General features: G+C 48.8%; 17 protein-coding genes and 1 tRNA gene. 10 read left to right on the top strand and 8 right to left on the bottom strand.

Going from position 1 to position 17,559, the window contains the following annotated elements:
- Positions 1-2: 2 nt before the first annotated feature.
- Positions 3-821, bottom strand: coding sequence for a glutamate racemase (gene murI, locus KJB30_RS11865; protein ID WP_214299512.1), 819 nt, complete (start codon positions 819-821; stop codon positions 3-5).
- 224 nt (positions 822-1,045) lie between these two features.
- Between murI and hrcA the strand changes: the two genes are divergently transcribed.
- The 6 genes from hrcA to KJB30_RS11835 all read left to right on the top strand — a co-directional run bounded on the left by hrcA (position 1,046) and on the right by KJB30_RS11835 (position 6,804).
- Positions 1,046-2,077: a heat-inducible transcriptional repressor HrcA gene (gene hrcA / locus KJB30_RS11860; RefSeq protein ID WP_214299510.1), complete on the top strand. Its 1,032-nt coding sequence runs from the start codon at positions 1,046-1,048 to the stop codon at positions 2,075-2,077.
- A 43-nt stretch (positions 2,078-2,120) separates the two neighbouring features.
- Positions 2,121-2,726: a nucleotide exchange factor GrpE gene (gene grpE / locus KJB30_RS11855; RefSeq protein ID WP_214299508.1), complete on the top strand. Its 606-nt coding sequence runs from the start codon at positions 2,121-2,123 to the stop codon at positions 2,724-2,726.
- A 139-nt stretch (positions 2,727-2,865) separates the two neighbouring features.
- Positions 2,866-4,785 carry a molecular chaperone DnaK gene (gene dnaK, locus KJB30_RS11850; protein ID WP_214299507.1) on the top strand — a complete coding sequence of 640 codons (1,920 nt, stop codon included), beginning with the start codon at positions 2,866-2,868 and terminating at the stop codon, positions 4,783-4,785.
- 107 nt (positions 4,786-4,892) lie between these two features.
- Positions 4,893-6,020, top strand: a complete 1,128-nt coding sequence (gene dnaJ, locus KJB30_RS11845) for a molecular chaperone DnaJ (RefSeq protein WP_214299505.1) — start codon at positions 4,893-4,895, stop codon at positions 6,018-6,020.
- A gap of 106 nt (positions 6,021-6,126) precedes the next feature.
- Complete coding sequence (locus KJB30_RS11840; RefSeq protein WP_214299503.1) at positions 6,127-6,462, top strand: hypothetical protein; 336 nt, start codon at positions 6,127-6,129, stop codon at positions 6,460-6,462.
- Positions 6,463-6,489: 27 nt separating this feature from the next.
- Positions 6,490-6,804, top strand: coding sequence for a cytochrome C (locus KJB30_RS11835; RefSeq protein WP_214299501.1), 315 nt, complete (start codon positions 6,490-6,492; stop codon positions 6,802-6,804).
- Positions 6,805-6,821: 17 nt separating this feature from the next.
- Here the strand turns inward: KJB30_RS11835 and KJB30_RS11830 are convergent, their stop codons facing one another.
- Genes KJB30_RS11830 through KJB30_RS11820 form a run of 3 tightly spaced genes read right to left on the bottom strand, consistent with a single transcriptional unit; the run spans position 6,822 to position 9,455 of the window.
- On the bottom strand, positions 6,822-8,003 hold the full coding sequence (locus KJB30_RS11830) for a THUMP domain-containing class I SAM-dependent RNA methyltransferase (protein WP_214299499.1): 1,182 nt from the start codon (positions 8,001-8,003) through the stop codon (positions 6,822-6,824).
- Positions 7,996-8,613, bottom strand: coding sequence for a dephospho-CoA kinase (gene coaE / locus KJB30_RS11825; RefSeq protein ID WP_214299497.1), 618 nt, complete (start codon positions 8,611-8,613; stop codon positions 7,996-7,998). Before coaE ends, KJB30_RS11830 begins: the two co-directional genes overlap by 8 nt.
- Positions 8,610-9,455, bottom strand: a complete 846-nt coding sequence (locus KJB30_RS11820; protein ID WP_214299496.1) for an MBL fold metallo-hydrolase — start codon at positions 9,453-9,455, stop codon at positions 8,610-8,612. The genes coaE and KJB30_RS11820 overlap by 4 nt, the downstream gene beginning before the upstream one ends.
- 122 nt (positions 9,456-9,577) lie before the next feature.
- On the opposite strand from KJB30_RS11820, the gene KJB30_RS11815 reads away from it, so the two are divergent.
- The 4 genes from KJB30_RS11815 to KJB30_RS11800 all read left to right on the top strand — a co-directional run bounded on the left by KJB30_RS11815 (position 9,578) and on the right by KJB30_RS11800 (position 12,643).
- Positions 9,578-9,654 (top strand) — tRNA-Arg (locus tag KJB30_RS11815).
- A 686-nt stretch (positions 9,655-10,340) separates the two neighbouring features.
- Positions 10,341-10,793 carry a DoxX family protein gene (locus KJB30_RS11810; RefSeq protein ID WP_214299494.1) on the top strand — a complete coding sequence of 151 codons (453 nt, stop codon included), beginning with the start codon at positions 10,341-10,343 and terminating at the stop codon, positions 10,791-10,793.
- Positions 10,794-10,843: 50 nt separating this feature from the next.
- Entirely contained in the window at positions 10,844-12,421 is a 1,578-nt protein-coding gene (locus KJB30_RS11805; RefSeq protein ID WP_246545660.1) for a peptide chain release factor 3, read from the top strand.
- A complete protein-coding gene (locus tag KJB30_RS11800) occupies positions 12,422-12,643 on the top strand; it encodes a hypothetical protein (protein WP_214299490.1) in 222 nt (73 codons plus the stop codon).
- 70 nt (positions 12,644-12,713) lie between these two features.
- Here the strand turns inward: KJB30_RS11800 and KJB30_RS11795 are convergent, their stop codons facing one another.
- The 4 genes from KJB30_RS11795 to KJB30_RS11780 form a co-directional block, all read right to left on the bottom strand.
- On the bottom strand, positions 12,714-13,796 hold the full coding sequence (locus KJB30_RS11795; RefSeq protein ID WP_214299488.1) for a protein-glutamate methylesterase/protein-glutamine glutaminase: 1,083 nt from the start codon (positions 13,794-13,796) through the stop codon (positions 12,714-12,716).
- A gap of 5 nt (positions 13,797-13,801) precedes the next feature.
- Complete coding sequence (locus KJB30_RS11790; protein WP_214299486.1) at positions 13,802-14,698, bottom strand: HDOD domain-containing protein; 897 nt, start codon at positions 14,696-14,698, stop codon at positions 13,802-13,804.
- Positions 14,699-14,715: 17 nt separating this feature from the next.
- Entirely contained in the window at positions 14,716-15,543 is an 828-nt protein-coding gene (locus KJB30_RS11785; RefSeq protein ID WP_214299484.1) for a CheR family methyltransferase, read from the bottom strand.
- Between the two features lie 189 nt (positions 15,544-15,732).
- Positions 15,733-17,544, bottom strand: coding sequence for a chemotaxis protein CheA (locus KJB30_RS11780; protein ID WP_214299482.1), 1,812 nt, complete (start codon positions 17,542-17,544; stop codon positions 15,733-15,735).
- Positions 17,545-17,559 lie beyond the last annotated feature (15 nt).

Below are 17,559 nucleotides of genomic sequence, written 5' to 3'. Positions count from 1 at the left end.
TTTTAATCCTCCTCACGCTCATCATCCAGGTTCACCTGATAAACATCCCCCAGCTTTCCACCCAGAAACCTGTTTCCTACACGGATAAAACCGGCAGGGATATCACTGACAAAGAAATGATGATTCCCTTTTTCAGTGACCGGCCGCAGCAGTTTCTTTTTGGTCAGGATCTCAGCTACCGTTCGGCCAGTTTCCTCTGCTGAGTCCACCAGAATCACATCAGGCCCCATTACTTCTGCAATTATGTTTTTAAGGAGCGGATAGTGGGTACATCCCAGCACAAGAGTGTCCACGCCAGCTTCTTTCAATTCTTGCAGGTAACTCTGGGCAGTAAGCCGCGCCACCTGATTATCCGTCCACCCTTCTTCGGCCAGCGGAACGAAGAGAGGACACGCACGAGTCAACACTTCGGCTGCAGGATTAAGGCGTTTAATAGCGCGAGTGTACGCACTGCTTTTGATGGTACCGCTGGTGCCAATGACGCCAATCCGCCCACTGCGGGTCACTTCAACAGCCCGGCGGGCGCCCGGCTCGATAACACCCACAACCGGAATAGGGAAATCACGTTTCAGGTTATTCAGAGCAACTGCCGAGGCTGTGTTGCAGGCAACTATCAGCAGCTTGATGTCGCGCTTCACGAGAAACGACGTAATTTCCCGGGCGTAGCGATCCACTGTTTCAGGGGACTTGGTCCCATAAGGCACCCGGGCAGTATCACCGAAATATATAGTATCTTCCTGGGGCAGTACCCTGAAAATTTCCCTCAGAACTGTTAGACCGCCCACACCTGAATCAAATATGCCTATGGCCTGCCAGGACACAGCAGCCCTCCTCTCTGAATCAGTGATAAAACGTGAAATGATATACTTTTTTATCCCGGAGAGGCAAGTCATTTGCGCTCTGGCCCAGGAACGACTGCTTAAACGGTGAAATTCGGCGCAGTCTGAAATATACCCAAATCCCTTGACAAACCCCAGGCCACTGATTAAATTTGAAGGGCATTAGCACTCTAGAGCTTTGAGTGCTATTTTTTTGAGGCCTGACTATGGAAGTAGAACTTTCACAACGAAGCAGACAAATTCTCGAAGCAATCGTAGAAGATTACATTGCTACCGCAGAACCTGTGGGCAGCAGTGCTGTTACCCGCCGCCATGCGCTGACCTTCTCGTCTGCTACGGTTCGCAATGTGATGGCGAATCTGGAAGAGATGGGTCTGTTGACGTCTCCGCACACCTCCGCAGGCAGAATACCAACAGAAAAGGCCTACCGATTTTACGTGGACTCGCTCGTAGCACTGCGCTCCATCAGCCGTGAAGAGAAAAAACAGATTATCCGGCGCTGTCGTCAGGCGGGCTCCGGGTTATCGGATATGCTTAAAGAGACGAGTCGCACCCTTTCTTCTTTATCCAATTACATGGGTATCGTTGTGGCACCCAGCTTTACTTCGGATGTATTCAGACATATTGAATTCATCCGCCTGGGAACCCGCAAAGTCTTGGCCATTCTGGTTTCACGAAATGGAACCGTGCAGAACAAATTGGTAGAGACTGTTCGCGAGTTCACTCCTGATGAACTTATTCATATGGGGAACTATCTTAATGACCTGATGCAGGGACTTACAATTTCCCAGGCCAGAGAACGCATTCAGGCCGAAATGAAAAATGAAAAGAACCAGTTTGACTCCATGATGAGCCAAGCCCTCCAGATGAGCCAACAAGCGGTAACAATGGAGCGCGACGATATTTTTGTTGAAGGCCAGGCCCGCATTCTCAATCAGCCTGAATTCAACGATGCACGCAGAATGCAGGATATCTTTCAGGCTTTTGAGCAAAAAAGTGACCTACTACAGCTCCTGAACTGCTGCATGACCGCCGAAGGTGTACAAATATACATCGGATCTGAAACACCGGTGAATAGATCAGCCGGACTCAGCCTGATCACCTCGCGCTTTGTTACCAGCAGCAACACTGTCGGTTTGCTTGGCGTCATCGGCCCTACCCGCATGGGCTATTCCAGTGTTATCCCTATCGTGGATTACACCGCCCGACTGGTCAGCAGGATATTAACCGCAACCTAACTTCAAATCAGCCGCATTGATTACCACAACAAAAGGATTGCACATGAAAAAGAACGATACCGTTGACATCTCGAAAGATGCCGTTGCAGCTGAAGCAACAGAACCAATCGATTCAAAGACAGAGGCATCGGAAGCATCAGCTTCAGGAGAGCCGGCAAGCCTGGAAGAGCGCATTGTTCAACTGGAAGAAAAATTGGCTGCAAAAGATAAAGAATGCAAGGAAAACTGGGATCGTTTTCTGCGTGAACGTGCTGACCTGGAAAATTATCGCAAACGCGCAAATCGGGAAAAAGAAGAATTGCTCAACTACGGGACCAAATCATTGATCGAAGAAGTTCTGCCGGTGCTGGACAGCCTGGAAAGAGCACTAAACCATGCCAGTGAAGATGGACTTGCGGCACTTGTCGAGGGAATCCGCATGACCAGCGACATGTTCGTCACTGCGCTTAAAAAATTCGGAGTCACTCCTGTAGACTCGGCAGGTGCCCCCTTTGATCCGGCCTTCCACCAGGCCATGACCCAGGTACCAACAGATGAACTTCCTCCCAACACCGTAGTGGAAGAATATCAGAAAGGGTACATGCTTAAAGACAGGTTGTTGCGTCCCGCCATGGTCTCTGTTTCAACCACTTCCAAGAAGGATATTTAGGGGCAGGAAATAAAGGAATGCCGGCTGAAATCTTTACGCCAAATATTCCTGATTTTATTTTTCCAGGTGCCCTTGTTTTTTGGCATACGGATGACTAAGCTATTTCTAGAGCAAGATCAGACAAGGAGGATAAACAAACATGAGTAAAGTAATTGGAATAGACCTGGGGACGACAAATTCCTGTGTCGCAATCATGGAAGGTGGCGAACCGGTTGTTATTGCCAACTCCGAAGGAAGTCGCACCACCCCTTCGATGGTGGCTTTTGCAGATAATGGCGAACGTCTGGTTGGACAACAAGCAAAACGTCAGGCAGTTACCAATCCCGAGAACACTCTGTATGCGATCAAACGCCTCATCGGTCGTAAATTTGATTCTGATGCAGTCAGAAAAGACATAGCCATTTCACCTTTTAAAATCGTAAAAGCTGACAATGCCGATGCCTGGGTTGAGGTACGCGACAAACGCTATTCTCCGCCCGAAATTTCTGCAATCGTACTTCAAAAAATGAAAAAAACCGCTGAGGACTATCTGGGAGAAACCGTTACTGATGCGGTTATCACCGTTCCAGCCTACTTTGATGACTCCCAGCGCCAAGCCACCAAGGATGCCGGCAAAATCGCCGGGCTCAACGTCCTGCGAATCATCAACGAGCCGACTGCAGCAGCACTGGCCTACGGACTGGATAAGAAAAAAGAAGAGAAAGTAGCGGTTTTCGACCTTGGCGGCGGAACCTTCGACATATCCATACTGGAACTCGGCGATGGCGTTTTCGAGGTAAAATCCACCAACGGCGACACGTTCCTTGGTGGTGAAGATTTTGACCAGCTGATAATCGACTGGATCGCCGAAGAATTCAAGAAAGACCAGGGCATTGACCTGCGTGGAGACAAAATGGCGTTGCAGCGTCTAAAAGAAGCTGCTGAAAAAGCCAAATGTGAGCTCTCCTCTTCAATGGAGACAGACATCAATCTTCCGTTCATAACAGCTGACGCTTCAGGACCGAAACATCTCACCATGAAGCTGTCCCGCGCCAAACTCGAGTCAATTTGCGCCGAACTACTGGCTAGACTTGATGGTCCCTGTCGTACAGCCCTGAAAGATGCAGGTCTGTCGGCCGCTGACATTGACGAAGTCATTCTGGTTGGCGGAATGACCCGCATGCCGGCTGTACAGAAACGGGTCCAGGATATCTTTGGAAAAACTCCTAACAAGGGAGTAAATCCGGACGAAGTAGTAGCCATTGGCGCAGGTATACAGGGCGGCGTACTCAAAGGTGACGTCAAGGATGTCCTGCTTCTTGATGTAACACCACTTTCATTAGGCATCGAAACCCTGGGCGGTGTACTGACCAGATTGATCGAGAAGAACACCACCATTCCCTGCCGTAAGAGCCAGGTTTTCTCCACTGCGGCAGACAATCAGCCGGCTGTTTCTATTCACGTTCTGCAAGGCGAGCGCGAAATGGCAAAAGACAACAAGACTCTGGGCAATTTCGAGCTGACCGGGCTTCCACCGGCACCGCGCGGCGTGCCCCAGATTGAAGTTACTTTTGATATCGACGCCAACGGTATTGTACATGTTTCCGCAAAAGACCTGGGTACCGGCAAAGAGCAGTCCATCCGCATTACAGCATCATCCGGTCTCTCCAAGGAAGAAATCGAAAAGATGGTTCGTGATGCCGAATCCCATGCGGATGAGGACAAAAAGAAACGTGAAGCCATTGAAGCTCGCAATCATGCAGACAGCATGGTGTACAGCACCGAAAAATCCCTTAAAGAGTACGGTGACAAAATTGACGCAGTGGAAAAGGGCAACATCGAGAACAAACTTTCAGAATTGAAGAAAATCATGGAAGGCGAGGATGCAGAGGCTATTAAAAAAGCCACTGACGAACTGGCCCAAGCGGCACATAAACTGGCTGAGGCGATGTATGCTCAGAAACCGGGCGAAGAAGCTGGTGCTGCACCAGGCACAGAGCAACCCGGCGGTTCTTCGGATAAGGACGAAAAAGTAGTTGATGCAGATTTTGAAGAAATAAAGGATGACAAGAAAAAGTAATTCAGGCAGGGTTGGATTGAAATCCACCCAACCGAAGCATAATACAATTCTGCGCGGGCAGCGTCCTCTTCGGAGGGCGCTGCTCTTTGCATTACAAGGATACTATCTTGGCTAGCGAAAAACAGGACTACTATGATATTCTCGGCGTTCATCGCAACGCCTCGGAAGCTGAAATAAAGAAAGCTTTCAGAAAACAGGCCATACAGCATCATCCGGACAAAAACCCAGGCGATAAGGCAGCAGAAGAGAAGTTCAAAGAGTTGTCCGAAGCCTACGAAATCCTTTCGGATGCACAAAAACGCGCTCAATACGATCAATTCGGTCATGCCGGTGTATCAGGCGGAGGATTTTCGAGCGGCGGCTTCGGAGGTTTTGGTGGCGGGAGCCCATTTGGCGATATTTTCGGGGATATTTTCGGTGACATCTTCGGCGGCGGCAACACCAGAGGACGAACACAAGGCAGACGTGGAGATGATCTACTCTACAACATGGAAGTTACCTTTGAAGAGGCGGCTTTTGGTGTAGAAAAGAAAATTGAGGTTCCCTTTGCTAAACGTTGCACGACGTGTAGCGGATCAGGATCAAAACCTGGAACTGATCCCAAAGTGTGTCCCACCTGCCGCGGAGCGGGACAGGTTCGGTATCAGCAGGGTTTTTTCAGTGTCAGCAAAACCTGCGGCCAGTGCAATGGTGAGGGAAAGGTGGTCGACGATCCCTGCCCGGACTGCCGTGGCAAAGGGAGCGTCAAAGACACTAAGACACTTTCCATCAAAGTACCTGGTGGCGTTGAAACAGGATCACGCCTTAAATCTCCTGGTGATGGAGGTCAGGGACTAAAAGGCGGGCCCAACGGTGACCTGTACGTAGCCATAAGCGTAAAAGAACACCCCCTTTTCCAGCGTGAGGAGAACAATGTCATCTGCGAATTCCCCATCAGCTTTATCCAAGCCTCCTTGGGATGCGAAGTGGAGGTTCCTACATTGGATGGCAAGGTGGCCATGAAAATTCCGGAAGGTACTCAGTCCGGTAAAATCTACCGTTTGCGGGGCAAAGGAATTCCTTCACTTCAAGGATATGGCAGAGGAGACCAGCTGGTTATCATACGGGTTGAGACACCTTCCAACCTTAACAAGAAACAAAAGGAACTGCTTGAAGAGTTTGCGCGAATCAGCGGCGAAGATGTCCATCCTTTGAAAAAAGGATTTTTAGACAAGGTCATGGACTTTCTGAGCTGAACTTTCAGATCAGCCCGCACATTGCGGGCTTTTTCTTTTACTTGCCGAACTACACTGTTCTGGTTTAGAATTCTGAAAAATAGATGTAGTTCCAATCGGAAAAGCCATGGATAAACAGCTGCTGGAAAAAACCACCGAAGTTTTGCGGCCCTTTGAAACAGCAAACCTGATGCATTCCTTGCAGACAATGACTCTGCAGCAAATATTCAGCAATCCTGCTATTTTGGCAATTATTACAGTGGTTTTTTTTCTGGGAATCATTAAAAGATCAAAAACAGTACTACTAACTCTTTTTACGATGGTCGGAGCCATTGTTATTTTACGTTACGCCATGCCCGCTGCTGGTGAAGAGCTTTCTCTTAAATCCTTGGTTCCATTTGCTTGCGGAGGGCTGCTGATAGGCGGAGTAATCATTTATTTTTCACTAATCAAATCTGAATGACCTGATAGAAAAGAGACTACCTTACCTATGAAGATAGATAAACGTGACTGGTTTTTTATAGCCTTGGTTGTTGCTGTCCTGGGAACTTTCTTTGCCATTACGGGGAAGGAAAAAACAAAATTTGTACCCTACGATGCTACTCATCGTATTGTATACGAGACAGCGTTCCGTGACGCTCCAGGAACAGATGCATCAATAATGAAACGTGCTTTTTTTAAACCTGACAAAAAAGGGGCTGAAAAGTTTTGCGAACCCTGCCACAAGGAACGAGGAGTTCCTTTTCCACCCAATCATCCTTCCAAAAATCGTTGTCTGTTCTGCCACAAATTACATCAGAGCTAGATCGACTCTAGCTCTGCCTAATACAGCTCATACCGCAACAGGCGACACTCGATGGGGCCGTTGAATAGAACAAAACGACGTGAAGCCTTAAGACCTATATACTTGGCCAGCTCAAGATTGCCGGTTAAAACATAGCCGGTCCATCCCCGACAGCGCTGCTTCATGATGTCACCTATTCTGCAATAAAGCTCTTTCAGGTCATCCTCTTCTCCCAGCCTTTTTCCATAGGGGGGATTTATAATTACTATTCCTTTTTCCCCTTCCGGCTGAAATTTCTCCAGCTCTGCATGAAAGAAGTGAATCTGACCTTCAAAACCAGCCGCTGCCGCATTGCGACCCGCCAACGCAAGCGCCCGGCTATCCTGATCGTAGCCGGTTATCAGCCCCACCGGAAGATTACGGATGCCAGCCTCTGCCTCTCTGACAATCCTGTCCCAGAGTAAGCCATCAAAATCAAGCCAATGCTGAAAGCCGAAAGCACGCCCAAACCCAGGTGGTTTACGTGATGCCAGCAAGCCTGCCTCGATGGGAATCGTTCCTGATCCGCACATTGGATCACATAGCTGAATAGAACCATCCCAGCCAGTTAACGCCACAATCGTCGCCGCCAATGTTTCGCGCAGCGGTGCTTCATTCCTTTCCAACCTGTATCCACGGCGATCTAGTGAATCACCCGAGCTATCCAGACTGACGGTACAGACATTCTTCAGCAAATGCACATTGATTCGCACATCTGGTGCGGCAGTATTTACACTGGGGCGACTGCCACATTCTGAACGGATTCGATCAACAATGGCATCCTTGGTTTTGAGAGCGACAAAACCTGAGTGAGTCAGGGCTGAATCGCGCAGACTGCAGTCAACTGCCAAGGTCATTTCAGGCTTAATAAGGCTTGCCCAATCGATGGCATACATGCCGTTGTACAATTCTCCCTGATTCGTGCAAGGGAATGAAGCAAGCTGCACCAGGATTCGACTGGCAGTGCGCAGCCAGAGATTGGCACGGTACAGCCCTTCCCTGCCACACTCGAAAGCTACCCCACCCTTGGCTATTTGTACTCCATTAGCGCCCAAAGTTTCGAGTTCACGGGCTGTAACCTCTTCTGCACCACGCGGAACGGCAGCAAAGCATTTCATTGTAACCTCAAGCGGCGCCACCAAAGCATTTCCGCGTCTTATAATATGGTTCTTTTCACTCATCAAAATCCCCGGTTTCCTGTACCCATAGCGCATCCACAATTTGTCGTGTCTGCTCCAAGGTGCCGCTGTTGTCAATTACTACTCTGCCGCAGCATACTTTTTCGGCCAACGGCATTTGGGTGCCGATTATAGCTTGAGCCTGCTCAAAGCTGACCCCGTCACGGACCATAAGTCGTTGAATCTGTACCTCCGGGCTAACTGTCACCACCCAGATCTCATCTACCCGGTCAGTTGCCCCAGCCTCGATCAGCAGCGGAGCCATGTAAAAAACCAGTTTATGTTTTTCAGCTGCGGCTGCAATTTGCTCCTCAGCCAGTTGCTTAATCTCCGGATGAAGGATCTGTTCCAACTGACGCCGCTTTTCATTATCCACAAAGATAATTTCTCTGAGATGAGCCCGGTCAAGGCTTCCATCCGCTGAAAGTACGTCCTCGCCAAAGGCGGCAATGATATGCGCGAGTCCAGCAGAGCCTGGCATGACCGCTTCCCGGGACAGCTGATCTGCATCTATCACTACAGCTCCATGCTGCTCCAGTAGGCGTGCAACACTGCTCTTGCCTGTGGCAATTCCTCCAGTCAGGCCGATAACCCGTGGTTTACTAGAAGTCATTTCAGATCCTTAAGCTCAAAAAAAGCACGTTTGAAATTGGCTTCAAAAAACACCTTGAAACCTGGCATGTTCTCGTATTGTGGCAAGGAGAATTTGCGTTTGGCAATCTCGACATCCACATTAAGACCGGTCACACGAAGCACTTCAGTAGTAAAATCACGAAAGAACGACTGAAAGCGGTGGATGCCATCGCTGTCAGTCACATTGCCCAACCCTGGAACAACATAGCGGGCATCTATGCCAGCCATAATCTCAAGAGTATTGATCCATTCACGGAAATGGCCATCTCCCATGTATCCGGCAACATCATTAAAGAACAGGTCCGATGAAAAGAGGATATTTTCCTCCGGTAAATACACAAAAACATCCCCTTCGCTATGGCCCTGAACAGTATTGTTCATCACTATCAGCGTACTGCCACGTTTCATAGTCAGGCTGCGATCAAAGAAAGTGACCGAATTTTTGATCTGACGAAATTCACTTTTCAACGCCTGCCATGTTTGAGCTGATGCGATAATTTCAGCATTGGCGGGAAGATCAAAATCTATATAATTAAAACCTCGGTGATGATGGGTCAAAATTATGGAGCGAACCGGAATGGGGGTAACGGTTTTAATGTAATCCAGCAATTCCTTGGTAGTTTCTGGAACAAAGTGCGCCCCTGCAATAACGACCTGGTATTCAGATACGATAATCAGGCAATTACTGGCAGCTTTACTCCCTGGCTCGGCAATGGCGGCAATAACGCCATTACGTATTTTTTGAAATTTGAAATTGGCAGCCAGCACCAGCGATGGAAACAAAAAAAACATCGCTATGATCAATGTAATTGTACGTTTCATGCCGATCTCCGGGTGACAGTGTAGCAAACGATTCATCAAAAGGACAGATTTTTGGCTTGAGTTGAAAGAGCAATTAGTGTAAATGTCATGGTCTGTTTCGCAGTAACATGATGCACATAAACGGGCGGTTAGCTCAGCTGGATAGAGTACAGGCCTCCGAAGCCTGGGGTCGTGGGTTCGAATCCCATGCCGCCCGCCAATTTCTTAAATAGTTTCAGTTCAAAACCCTCCTACCAATCCCCGCCCCCATCCCTCCCATGGAACGCAATCCTTTCCCATAGAACAGGACGTCCATAATTAACACCTAGTAAGTTTTTTCGACAATTTAAGCCGATTTTTCAATCCAAATTCCGTTCAATACCTTAAAATTAATACATTAATATTTCGGCACGAAATGTGCGAATCAAACCAGAACTAGATTGGTTCCACCTTCTTTTAAATTGAAAGGAGTGAACGCCATGCCCTGGTACTGCAATCCAACCACTACCTGTAAAGTAATGAACAGAATTGCCAGTCGTTATCCTTATGCAACTATTACTGATCTTAATGTTATATTAGGGTCAGCCAGTCAGATTCTCTGGGACAAACAGGATCGATACTATCGGAGATCAAAACCAAAAGACTCAGATTTTACTTCTGACGACCTGGGGTGAGATCAAAAAAAACACCACTACAAGAGAATCAGTCACCATAAACAGCAGGGCTCCACGAGAAGTGAGAGCCCTTTTTATTTGATAATATAGAGCCGGATATGTTATAAGATTTAGCTTCTAGCTCTTGTTTTTTATTACTTTGGGGGACATTCGGTCCCTTTTTGTATTTCTGCTGTCACCACTCCCACGCTTTTCCGTCTTCACTTCCAAACGTGTCGGCTCAGGAGGATCCATGGCAAGAAACAGCTCTGGCTTTGATGCCACAAATCTGATTGCTCCCATGATGGTACGAATCCCTCTGGGCCTTATAATGATGGCTCACGGAGCGCAGAAATTATTGGGTATCTTTGGTGGCAAGGGGCTAACATCAACACTGGCTCATTTTGAAAAAGGTCTTGGTATTCCAGCCATTTTTACTCTTTTAGCTATAATTGCCGAATTCGGCGGAGGATTTGGAGTACTGACCGGCTTTCTCACGAGACTTTCAGCAGCAGGTATCTCGGCAGTCATGCTTGTAGCCATGTATAAAATCCACTGGGCCAATGGATTTTTCTTGAACATGCAATGTGTTGCCGGCGTTGGGCATGGCATCGAATATAACGTGGCCCTGCTCGGCATGGCATTGTACCTGATGATCGCAGGTGGCGGTCAGTGGTGCCTGGACCGCCTGGTATTCAAATCATAACGTTCGCGCGATTTTCCGCGCAGCACTCATAATGGAGATTCACAGTGGAAATGTTTAACCAGCAGGAAGTTGAAAAACGACGTACCTTTGCCATCATCAGCCATCCGGATGCAGGCAAGACCACCATTACAGAAAAATTGTTGCTTTTTGGTGGTGCCATTCAGCAGGCAGGTGAGGTTCGGGCCCGCAAATCCGCCCGCCATGCCACCTCGGACTGGATGGAACTGGAAAAGCAGCGTGGTATTTCGGTTACCTCCTCGGTCATGAAATTCACCTACAACGGCTGCGAAATCAATTTGCTCGATACCCCCGGTCACAACGACTTTTCCGAAGATACGTATCGCGTTTTGACAGCAGTGGACTCTGTTTTAATGGTGATTGATTCGGTCAAGGGAGTCGAGACCCAAACCAGAAAATTGCTTGAAGTGTGTCGATTGCGGCATACTCCCATCATGACATTCATGAATAAGTTGGACCGCGAAGGACAGGAGCCACTGGACCTTCTGGACGATATCGAGAAGAATCTCAAGATGCAGACTGCACCTATCACCTGGCCTGTCGGCATGGGAAAACGCTTTCGCGGAACATATCATCTTTACACCAAAGAACTGATTTTCTTTGACGCAGAAGCAGCCAACGGCACCGGCGAAGTTCTCTCGGTGAATGGGCTGGATGATCCTCGCCTGGATGAAATGCTTGGCAGTCAGGTGGACGAATTGCGTCACGACGTTGAGCTGCTTGAAGGCGCTGCACATCCATTTGACAAGGAAGCCTATCTGGCAGGTCAGCAAACCCCGGTATTTTTCGGCAGTGCCATCAACACCTTCGGTGTACAGCAGCTGCTGGACGCCTTCATTGAATACGCCCCTCCCCCTTTACCGCGCGAAACCATCAGCCGGGCGGTCTCTCCATATGAAGCGCCTTTCAGCGGCTTTACCTTCAAGATCCAGGCAAATATGGACCCGGCCCACCGTGACCGGATTGCATTTTTCCGTATCTGCTCCGGCAAATTCACCCGGGGGATGAAAGTTCGCCACGTCCGGCTCGGCCGGGAGGTTCAAATTGCCAATGCCACCATCTTCATGGCTCAGGATCGCACCAATGTTGAAGAGGCATGGCCTGGTGACATCATCGGCATCCACAACCATGGCACGATCAAGATCGGTGACACCTTTACGCAGGGGGAGGATCTTAAATTCACCGGCATTCCGAGCTTTGCTCCGGAACATTTCCGCAAGGTGCGCCTGCTCAATCCGATGAAATCCAAGGCCCTCGAAAAAGGCCTTGTACAATTGGCCGAAGAGGGCGCTACACAGGTTTTCAAGCCTGTCATGGGTGCCGATTGGGTCATTGGAGCAGTCGGTCTGCTGCAGTTTGAGGTTGTCATGCACCGTCTGGAACATGAATACAGCGTGAAGGTGGCTTTTGAACCGGTCAGTTATGTGACAGCGCGCTGGGTCACCGGAGAAAAGAAGAAGATCGAGGAATTTGAAAAGAAAGAGGCCATGCATGTCTACATTGACGGTGAGGGCAAATTGACCTATATGGCCGGCAGCCAATGGCGACTTGACAATACCATTGATACCTGGAAAGAACTTTCCTTCCACGAAACAAGCGAACACAGCTGAATGGCAGGCCCACTTGAATCATCAGGCACGCCGGGTGGATATTCTCCCGCCGCCACCTGGCAGGCTATTAAACGCATCCCAATGGATCATTTCCCGCTGATTCTGCCCAGAGTGCACTCCATTGCGGCATTTTTCATTCTGAGGCAACTTAAGCACAACGGGTTTTCCAACTGCCGCGTCACCACCACGAAAAAAGGGCTGATCGTGCACGCCCACCGTTAAAAAATAAAAAAGGCGACCTTCTTACGGTCGCCTTTTACATACCTTCACTATATCAAGCACTTCAGTTTCATCATCCTGCAAATTTGGATATTTCAAAACCGATCTGCCCAAGTGGCAACACCTCATCAGCTACGCCACCCTCCACGCATGCCCTGGGCATGCCGTAAATAGTAGATGTGGCTTCATCTTGTGCAATTGTTACCCCTCCCTTGCTTTTCAACAGCTGCATCCCCTTGAAACCATCGTTACCCATACCGGTTAAAATGACTCCAAGCATGGAACCGCTGGTAGCTTCAGCCATGGAAGACATCATTAAATCCACGGAAGGAATGTAGACATATTGAGGATGGGTAGCGGGAGGAACCACTTTGACAACCACATTAGCCCCCTGACGCACCAGAGTCGTGTGCATGCCCCCAGGAGCCACCAGAGCTAATCCCGGCTTGAGAATATCTCCATCAACTGCCTCACGGATGGTCATGGAACATTTGGCGTTCAACCTGTCAGCATAAGGACCGGTAAAGGCCTTCGGCATGTGAATGCCAACTATGACGCCATACGGAAAATCAACGGGTATTCGCGAGAGTACTTCCTGGAGTGCTACAGGTCCGCCGGTAGATGCACCGATAGCAACATAGTTGATTTTCTTTCCGCGTAATTTCGATGGGAGAGTCCGTGGAACTGCCTGGAATGGGGATGGGGTACGAGATGCCGGAGACGGTATGAGGCGCCCAACTCGTGAACGCACCGCTTCCTGAACCTTGCGCAGCAGTTCTTCCCTGAACACGCTCTGCGCCTGAGCCGAGTCTGTAACATTCTTGGGAATGTAATCAATGGCGCCGGCGTCCAGTGCTTCGAAAGTGGCTTTCGCTCCTTCATTGGTCAGAGTCGAAACCATGATCACCCGTGTGGGGGCCTTGGCCATGATCGCCCTAAGTGCGGCAATGCCATCCATGCGAGGCATCTCCACATCCATGGTGATAATATCAGGCTTCAGGGCAATAGCTTTCTCAACCCCCTCCATACCGTCCGCTGCTGTACCAACGATATCAATTTTGGGGTCTTTGGACAGCACGCTTCGTATGGCCATGCGCATAAAAGACGAATCATCTACGATCAATATTCGGATTTTGCTGTCTGGAGTAACTAACATCGAGCCTATTCCTTGGTAGAAAATATTGAGCTGACCAGATCCTTTACATCAGGGATGGCATCGTCAAGCTCATAACAGAATCGTTCCACATCCAGGTCTACAAGGCTGGGAGACTCTTTCTTGAGGATCTCCCAGGAGGGTTCCTCGCTGAGATTGAAACTGACCCACTCCCTGCCGCCATAGTTAAGTTCACGGACGCTGCAAAACAGGTCCGAGATATTCACGATGGCACACAGGACCGGATCGATAGTAGCATCTTCCGGCGCATGATGATGAGCAATCACATCGCTGTAGGCTTCCGGGAAGTTCCATTTGCGGGACATGCAGAGACCTATTTCACAATGGCTTGTTCCAAACTGCTCTATCTCTGCATCAACCAGCTTTATCGGCTTGTCCTTGATTGTGGCAAGAACAGCCAAAAAATCTTCCCTCATGAAATTGCTGAGGAACACGACCCCGAGATCATGAACTATCCCGCTGATATAGGCCTTCTCCAGATCAGGATAACCGATTCTTGATGCAATGGTTTTTGAAACCATACCCACACCGAAGGAGTGTTCCCAGAAAGAAGCAATTTCAAAGGCGCCTGCATCCGCCTCAAAAGCGTTAATAAATGAAGTCGTCAATGCCAGCTCCCGAATGTGACGGAGCCCGAGATATACCAGTGCACGTTTAAGTGAAGTGATTTCGTTGGCAGGCTTGTAGACGGGGGAATTCAACAACTTCATAACCCGGGCGGTCATGACCTGATCGGAAAGCATCAAATCAGCTACCTCTTCCACCTGGACATCAGGCTTGTCCAGAAGTTGCAGCACCTGAGTAGCCACAACCGGAATGGTAGGCAGGTCATCTGTATTATCCACCAGCTGTTCGGCTCTTAAAAGTAAAGCATCTTTATTCATGCATCCGACCTCTCAGGCTACTTCTTATAAGTAAAACCGCCAGGAAAATGAACGGTCTTGAACTTGTCATTTACTCCATGCAGAGATTCCGATTGCCCGACAAAGAAATAGCCGTATGGCTGCAGGTTGTTATAGAAATGCTGCACAACCTTGGATTTGGAGGCCATGTCAAAGTAGATCAACACATTTGCACAGAAGATAAAATCAAAGCTTTTCATGAAAATCATTTTTGAATCATCGTATAAATTCAGCTTATTAAAGGTGACGAACTTTTTTACTTCGGGAGCAAGAATGAATTTGCCGTTATCCTCGCGGATGTATTTGCGCTTGTAGATATCCGGGACATTACGGACTGAGTAGGCATTATAGATTCCTTCCTTGGCCTGGGCGATGACAGTTTCATTAATATCGGTTCCAACAATCTCGATAATCCAATCCTTGAGAAGAGTAGAACGCTTCTCAAGAAGAATCATGGCCATTGTGTAAGCCTCTTCTCCAGAAGATGAAGCTGCACTCCATATCCTCAGCTTACGGAATCCCATTTTGTTTTTTGTTTCAACGATTTCAGGCAGGAGTTTTGTTTCAAGTGCGTTCAATTGCGGGATATTTCTAAAAAAGTAGGTCTCGTTGGTAGTGATTTCATCCATCAGGAACTTCAGTTCTTCAGTACCACGGGGAGACTTGAGCAACTGATAGTAATCTGCATATGTTTTGACTCTGGTTGCCTCAATCCTTCGAGAAAGACGGCTTTCCAGGAAGTACTTCTTCGTTGTGTGAAAATACATTCCACAAATGTTGTAAATAAAATCCCGGATCAGTTCGAAGTCTTTATCTGATATTGCCACAATTGATCCCTTCGTTACGTGAAACAATTAATCTTAGGAGGCTGTTGAAATACTCAGGTTGTTCAAAAATAGTCAGATCGTCGCACCCACAGGAAGCCCCGCGGAGGCGTAGCAGCGCTACGCCGCACAAGCGGGCTGACGAGGACGGCGGCGAAATGGCTGTTTTTCAACAACCTTTTACGTCTTGATTCAACGTGCTGCGCTCCCTTCATTGCCTTCTATAAGCCCAACCGGGTCAACAATCAGTGCAACGCAGCCATCACCAAGGATGGTGGAGCCTGCTATGCCGGGGATATTGGCAAGGTAATTCCCGAGTGACTTTATGGCAACTTCCTGCTGTCCCACGAGGCGGGTCACGACAAGTCCCATACGCTTGTCCGCAGCTCCCACCACAACGACGTAGCAAAAATCATCCCTCTCGTAACGCCGGGCAATATTGAAGACCTTTTCAAGTCGTACCAGGGGCAGCACCATATCGCGCAGCTTCAGTACTTCCTGTCCTCCAATGATATGAAACTGGCGCTGGTCGACCCGAAGGGTCTCAAGCACCGAAGAAAGCGGAATGGAGTAAACTTCACCCTCTGCCTCAACAAGCAGTGACTGGATGATGGCCAGGGTCAGCGGCAGACGCAGGATAAATTCTGAACCAAAACCGCGTTCACTCTTAATCTCGATGAGACCGTTGAGTTTTTTGATATTTGTCCTGACCACATCCATGCCGACACCACGGCCGGACAAATCGGATGCCTTATCCTTTGTGGAGAACCCCGGAAGAAATATCAGGTCAAAGAGTTCACGCTGACTCATGGCGTTCAGCTGTTCCTCGGTTACCAGACCCTTTTCTACCGCTTTACGCCCGACACGATCGGTATCAATGCCACGACCATCATCCTTGATGCTGATAATTATCTGATTCCCCTCATGCACCGCCGAAAGAACCAGAGAACCAACTCGCGGCTTCCCGGCAGCGACACGCTCATCAGGTGTTTCCAACCCGTGATCCATTGCATTGCGAATCAAATGGATAAGGGGATCACCAATTTCATCTACTACAGAACGATCAAGTTCTGTTTCCTCACCAAACACCTGCAGGTCAACTTCTTTTCCCAGGTCACGGGCAATGCTGCGCACGATACGGGGGAATTTCTTGAAAACTTTTTCCACAGGAAGCATACGCATTTTGAGGACCTGCATCTGCAATTCTGAGGTCACAAAATTCATGCGTTTGGTTAGTTTGCCAAAATCCTCATTGAAATCGGCTTTATCGAGATCACCCTGTTGCAGATTCTGGTTTATCTGTATCATCCGGTTGCGTTCCAGCACCAGTTCACCGACCTGGTTCATCAGATCGTCCAGTCGCTTTACATCAACACGCACCGTGGAATTATCCGAAAGGTCTTCGCTCTTGCCTTCTGCGGGCTTAGGTGGTGGAGCACTCTTTTTTGGGGGGGCAACCTCGGTGGTCTTGACCGCAGGAACCGCTGCAACCTCCGGCTCCGAAGCAGGTTCGGTCGAACCGGGCGGAATGTCTGCTGCAGCGGCAGGCGCAGGAACGGCATCAGCGACAGGCGCAGACTGAGCGACTGAAGCAGGCTGAACCATGACTGATTCTGAAAGCAGCGGCAACAGTTTGCCGATCGTGCCATCCACCTCACGCTCCTGCAATTCACCGGCTTTTATGTCACTCACCAGTACTTTGACCAGATCGGTTGCTTCAAGAACAACATCCATGATCTCGGGAGTCACACTAAGTTCGCCCTTGCGTAACCGATTGAGTACATCTTCAGTTTTGTGAGTGACCTTGACCAGGAGATCAAAACCGAGGAAGCTTGAAGCACCTTTCACAGTATGTATCGATCTGAAAATGCGGTTGAGCAAATCAGCATCAGTCGATGCCTTTTCCAGCGCCACAAGATCGTCATCAAGCTTTTCAAGCAGTTCAGTCGTTTCAGCGAGGAAGCCTTCCAGCAGTTCCTGATCTTCGCAATCAATCGGCGGCATTGCAATCTCCTTGGG

Origin of the sequence: Pelotalea chapellei, from assembly GCF_018531195.1 — a bacterium.
GTDB classification, from domain to species: Bacteria; Desulfobacterota; Desulfuromonadia; order Geobacterales; family Pseudopelobacteraceae; genus Pelotalea; species Pelotalea chapellei.
This window is presented reverse-complemented; position numbering and strand designations above follow the sequence as displayed.

What these genes read in the sequence shown, in the direction of transcription:
- KJB30_RS11830 (WP_214299499.1), bottom strand. Translation starts at nt 8,003, where the DNA reads ATGAGTGAAAAGAACCATATTATAAGACGCGGAAATGCTTTGGTGGCG.
- KJB30_RS11795 (WP_214299488.1), bottom strand. Translation starts at nt 13,796, where the DNA reads ATGTTAGTTACTCCAGACAGCAAAATCCGAATATTGATCGTAGATGAT.
- KJB30_RS11800 (WP_214299490.1), top strand. Translation starts at nt 12,422, where the DNA reads ATGGCAGGCCCACTTGAATCATCAGGCACGCCGGGTGGATATTCTCCC.
- hrcA (WP_214299510.1), top strand. Translation starts at nt 1,046, where the DNA reads ATGGAAGTAGAACTTTCACAACGAAGCAGACAAATTCTCGAAGCAATC.
- KJB30_RS11835 (WP_214299501.1), top strand. Translation starts at nt 6,490, where the DNA reads ATGAAGATAGATAAACGTGACTGGTTTTTTATAGCCTTGGTTGTTGCT.
- KJB30_RS11805 (WP_246545660.1), top strand. Translation starts at nt 10,844, where the DNA reads ATGTTTAACCAGCAGGAAGTTGAAAAACGACGTACCTTTGCCATCATC.
- KJB30_RS11790 (WP_214299486.1), bottom strand. Translation starts at nt 14,698, where the DNA reads ATGAATAAAGATGCTTTACTTTTAAGAGCCGAACAGCTGGTGGATAAT.
- dnaK (WP_214299507.1), top strand. Translation starts at nt 2,866, where the DNA reads ATGAGTAAAGTAATTGGAATAGACCTGGGGACGACAAATTCCTGTGTC.
- KJB30_RS11840 (WP_214299503.1), top strand. Translation starts at nt 6,127, where the DNA reads ATGGATAAACAGCTGCTGGAAAAAACCACCGAAGTTTTGCGGCCCTTT.
- grpE (WP_214299508.1), top strand. Translation starts at nt 2,121, where the DNA reads ATGAAAAAGAACGATACCGTTGACATCTCGAAAGATGCCGTTGCAGCT.
- KJB30_RS11780 (WP_214299482.1), bottom strand. Translation starts at nt 17,544, where the DNA reads ATGCCGCCGATTGATTGCGAAGATCAGGAACTGCTGGAAGGCTTCCTC.
- KJB30_RS11820 (WP_214299496.1), bottom strand. Translation starts at nt 9,455, where the DNA reads ATGAAACGTACAATTACATTGATCATAGCGATGTTTTTTTTGTTTCCA.
- KJB30_RS11810 (WP_214299494.1), top strand. Translation starts at nt 10,341, where the DNA reads ATGGCAAGAAACAGCTCTGGCTTTGATGCCACAAATCTGATTGCTCCC.
- coaE (WP_214299497.1), bottom strand. Translation starts at nt 8,613, where the DNA reads ATGACTTCTAGTAAACCACGGGTTATCGGCCTGACTGGAGGAATTGCC.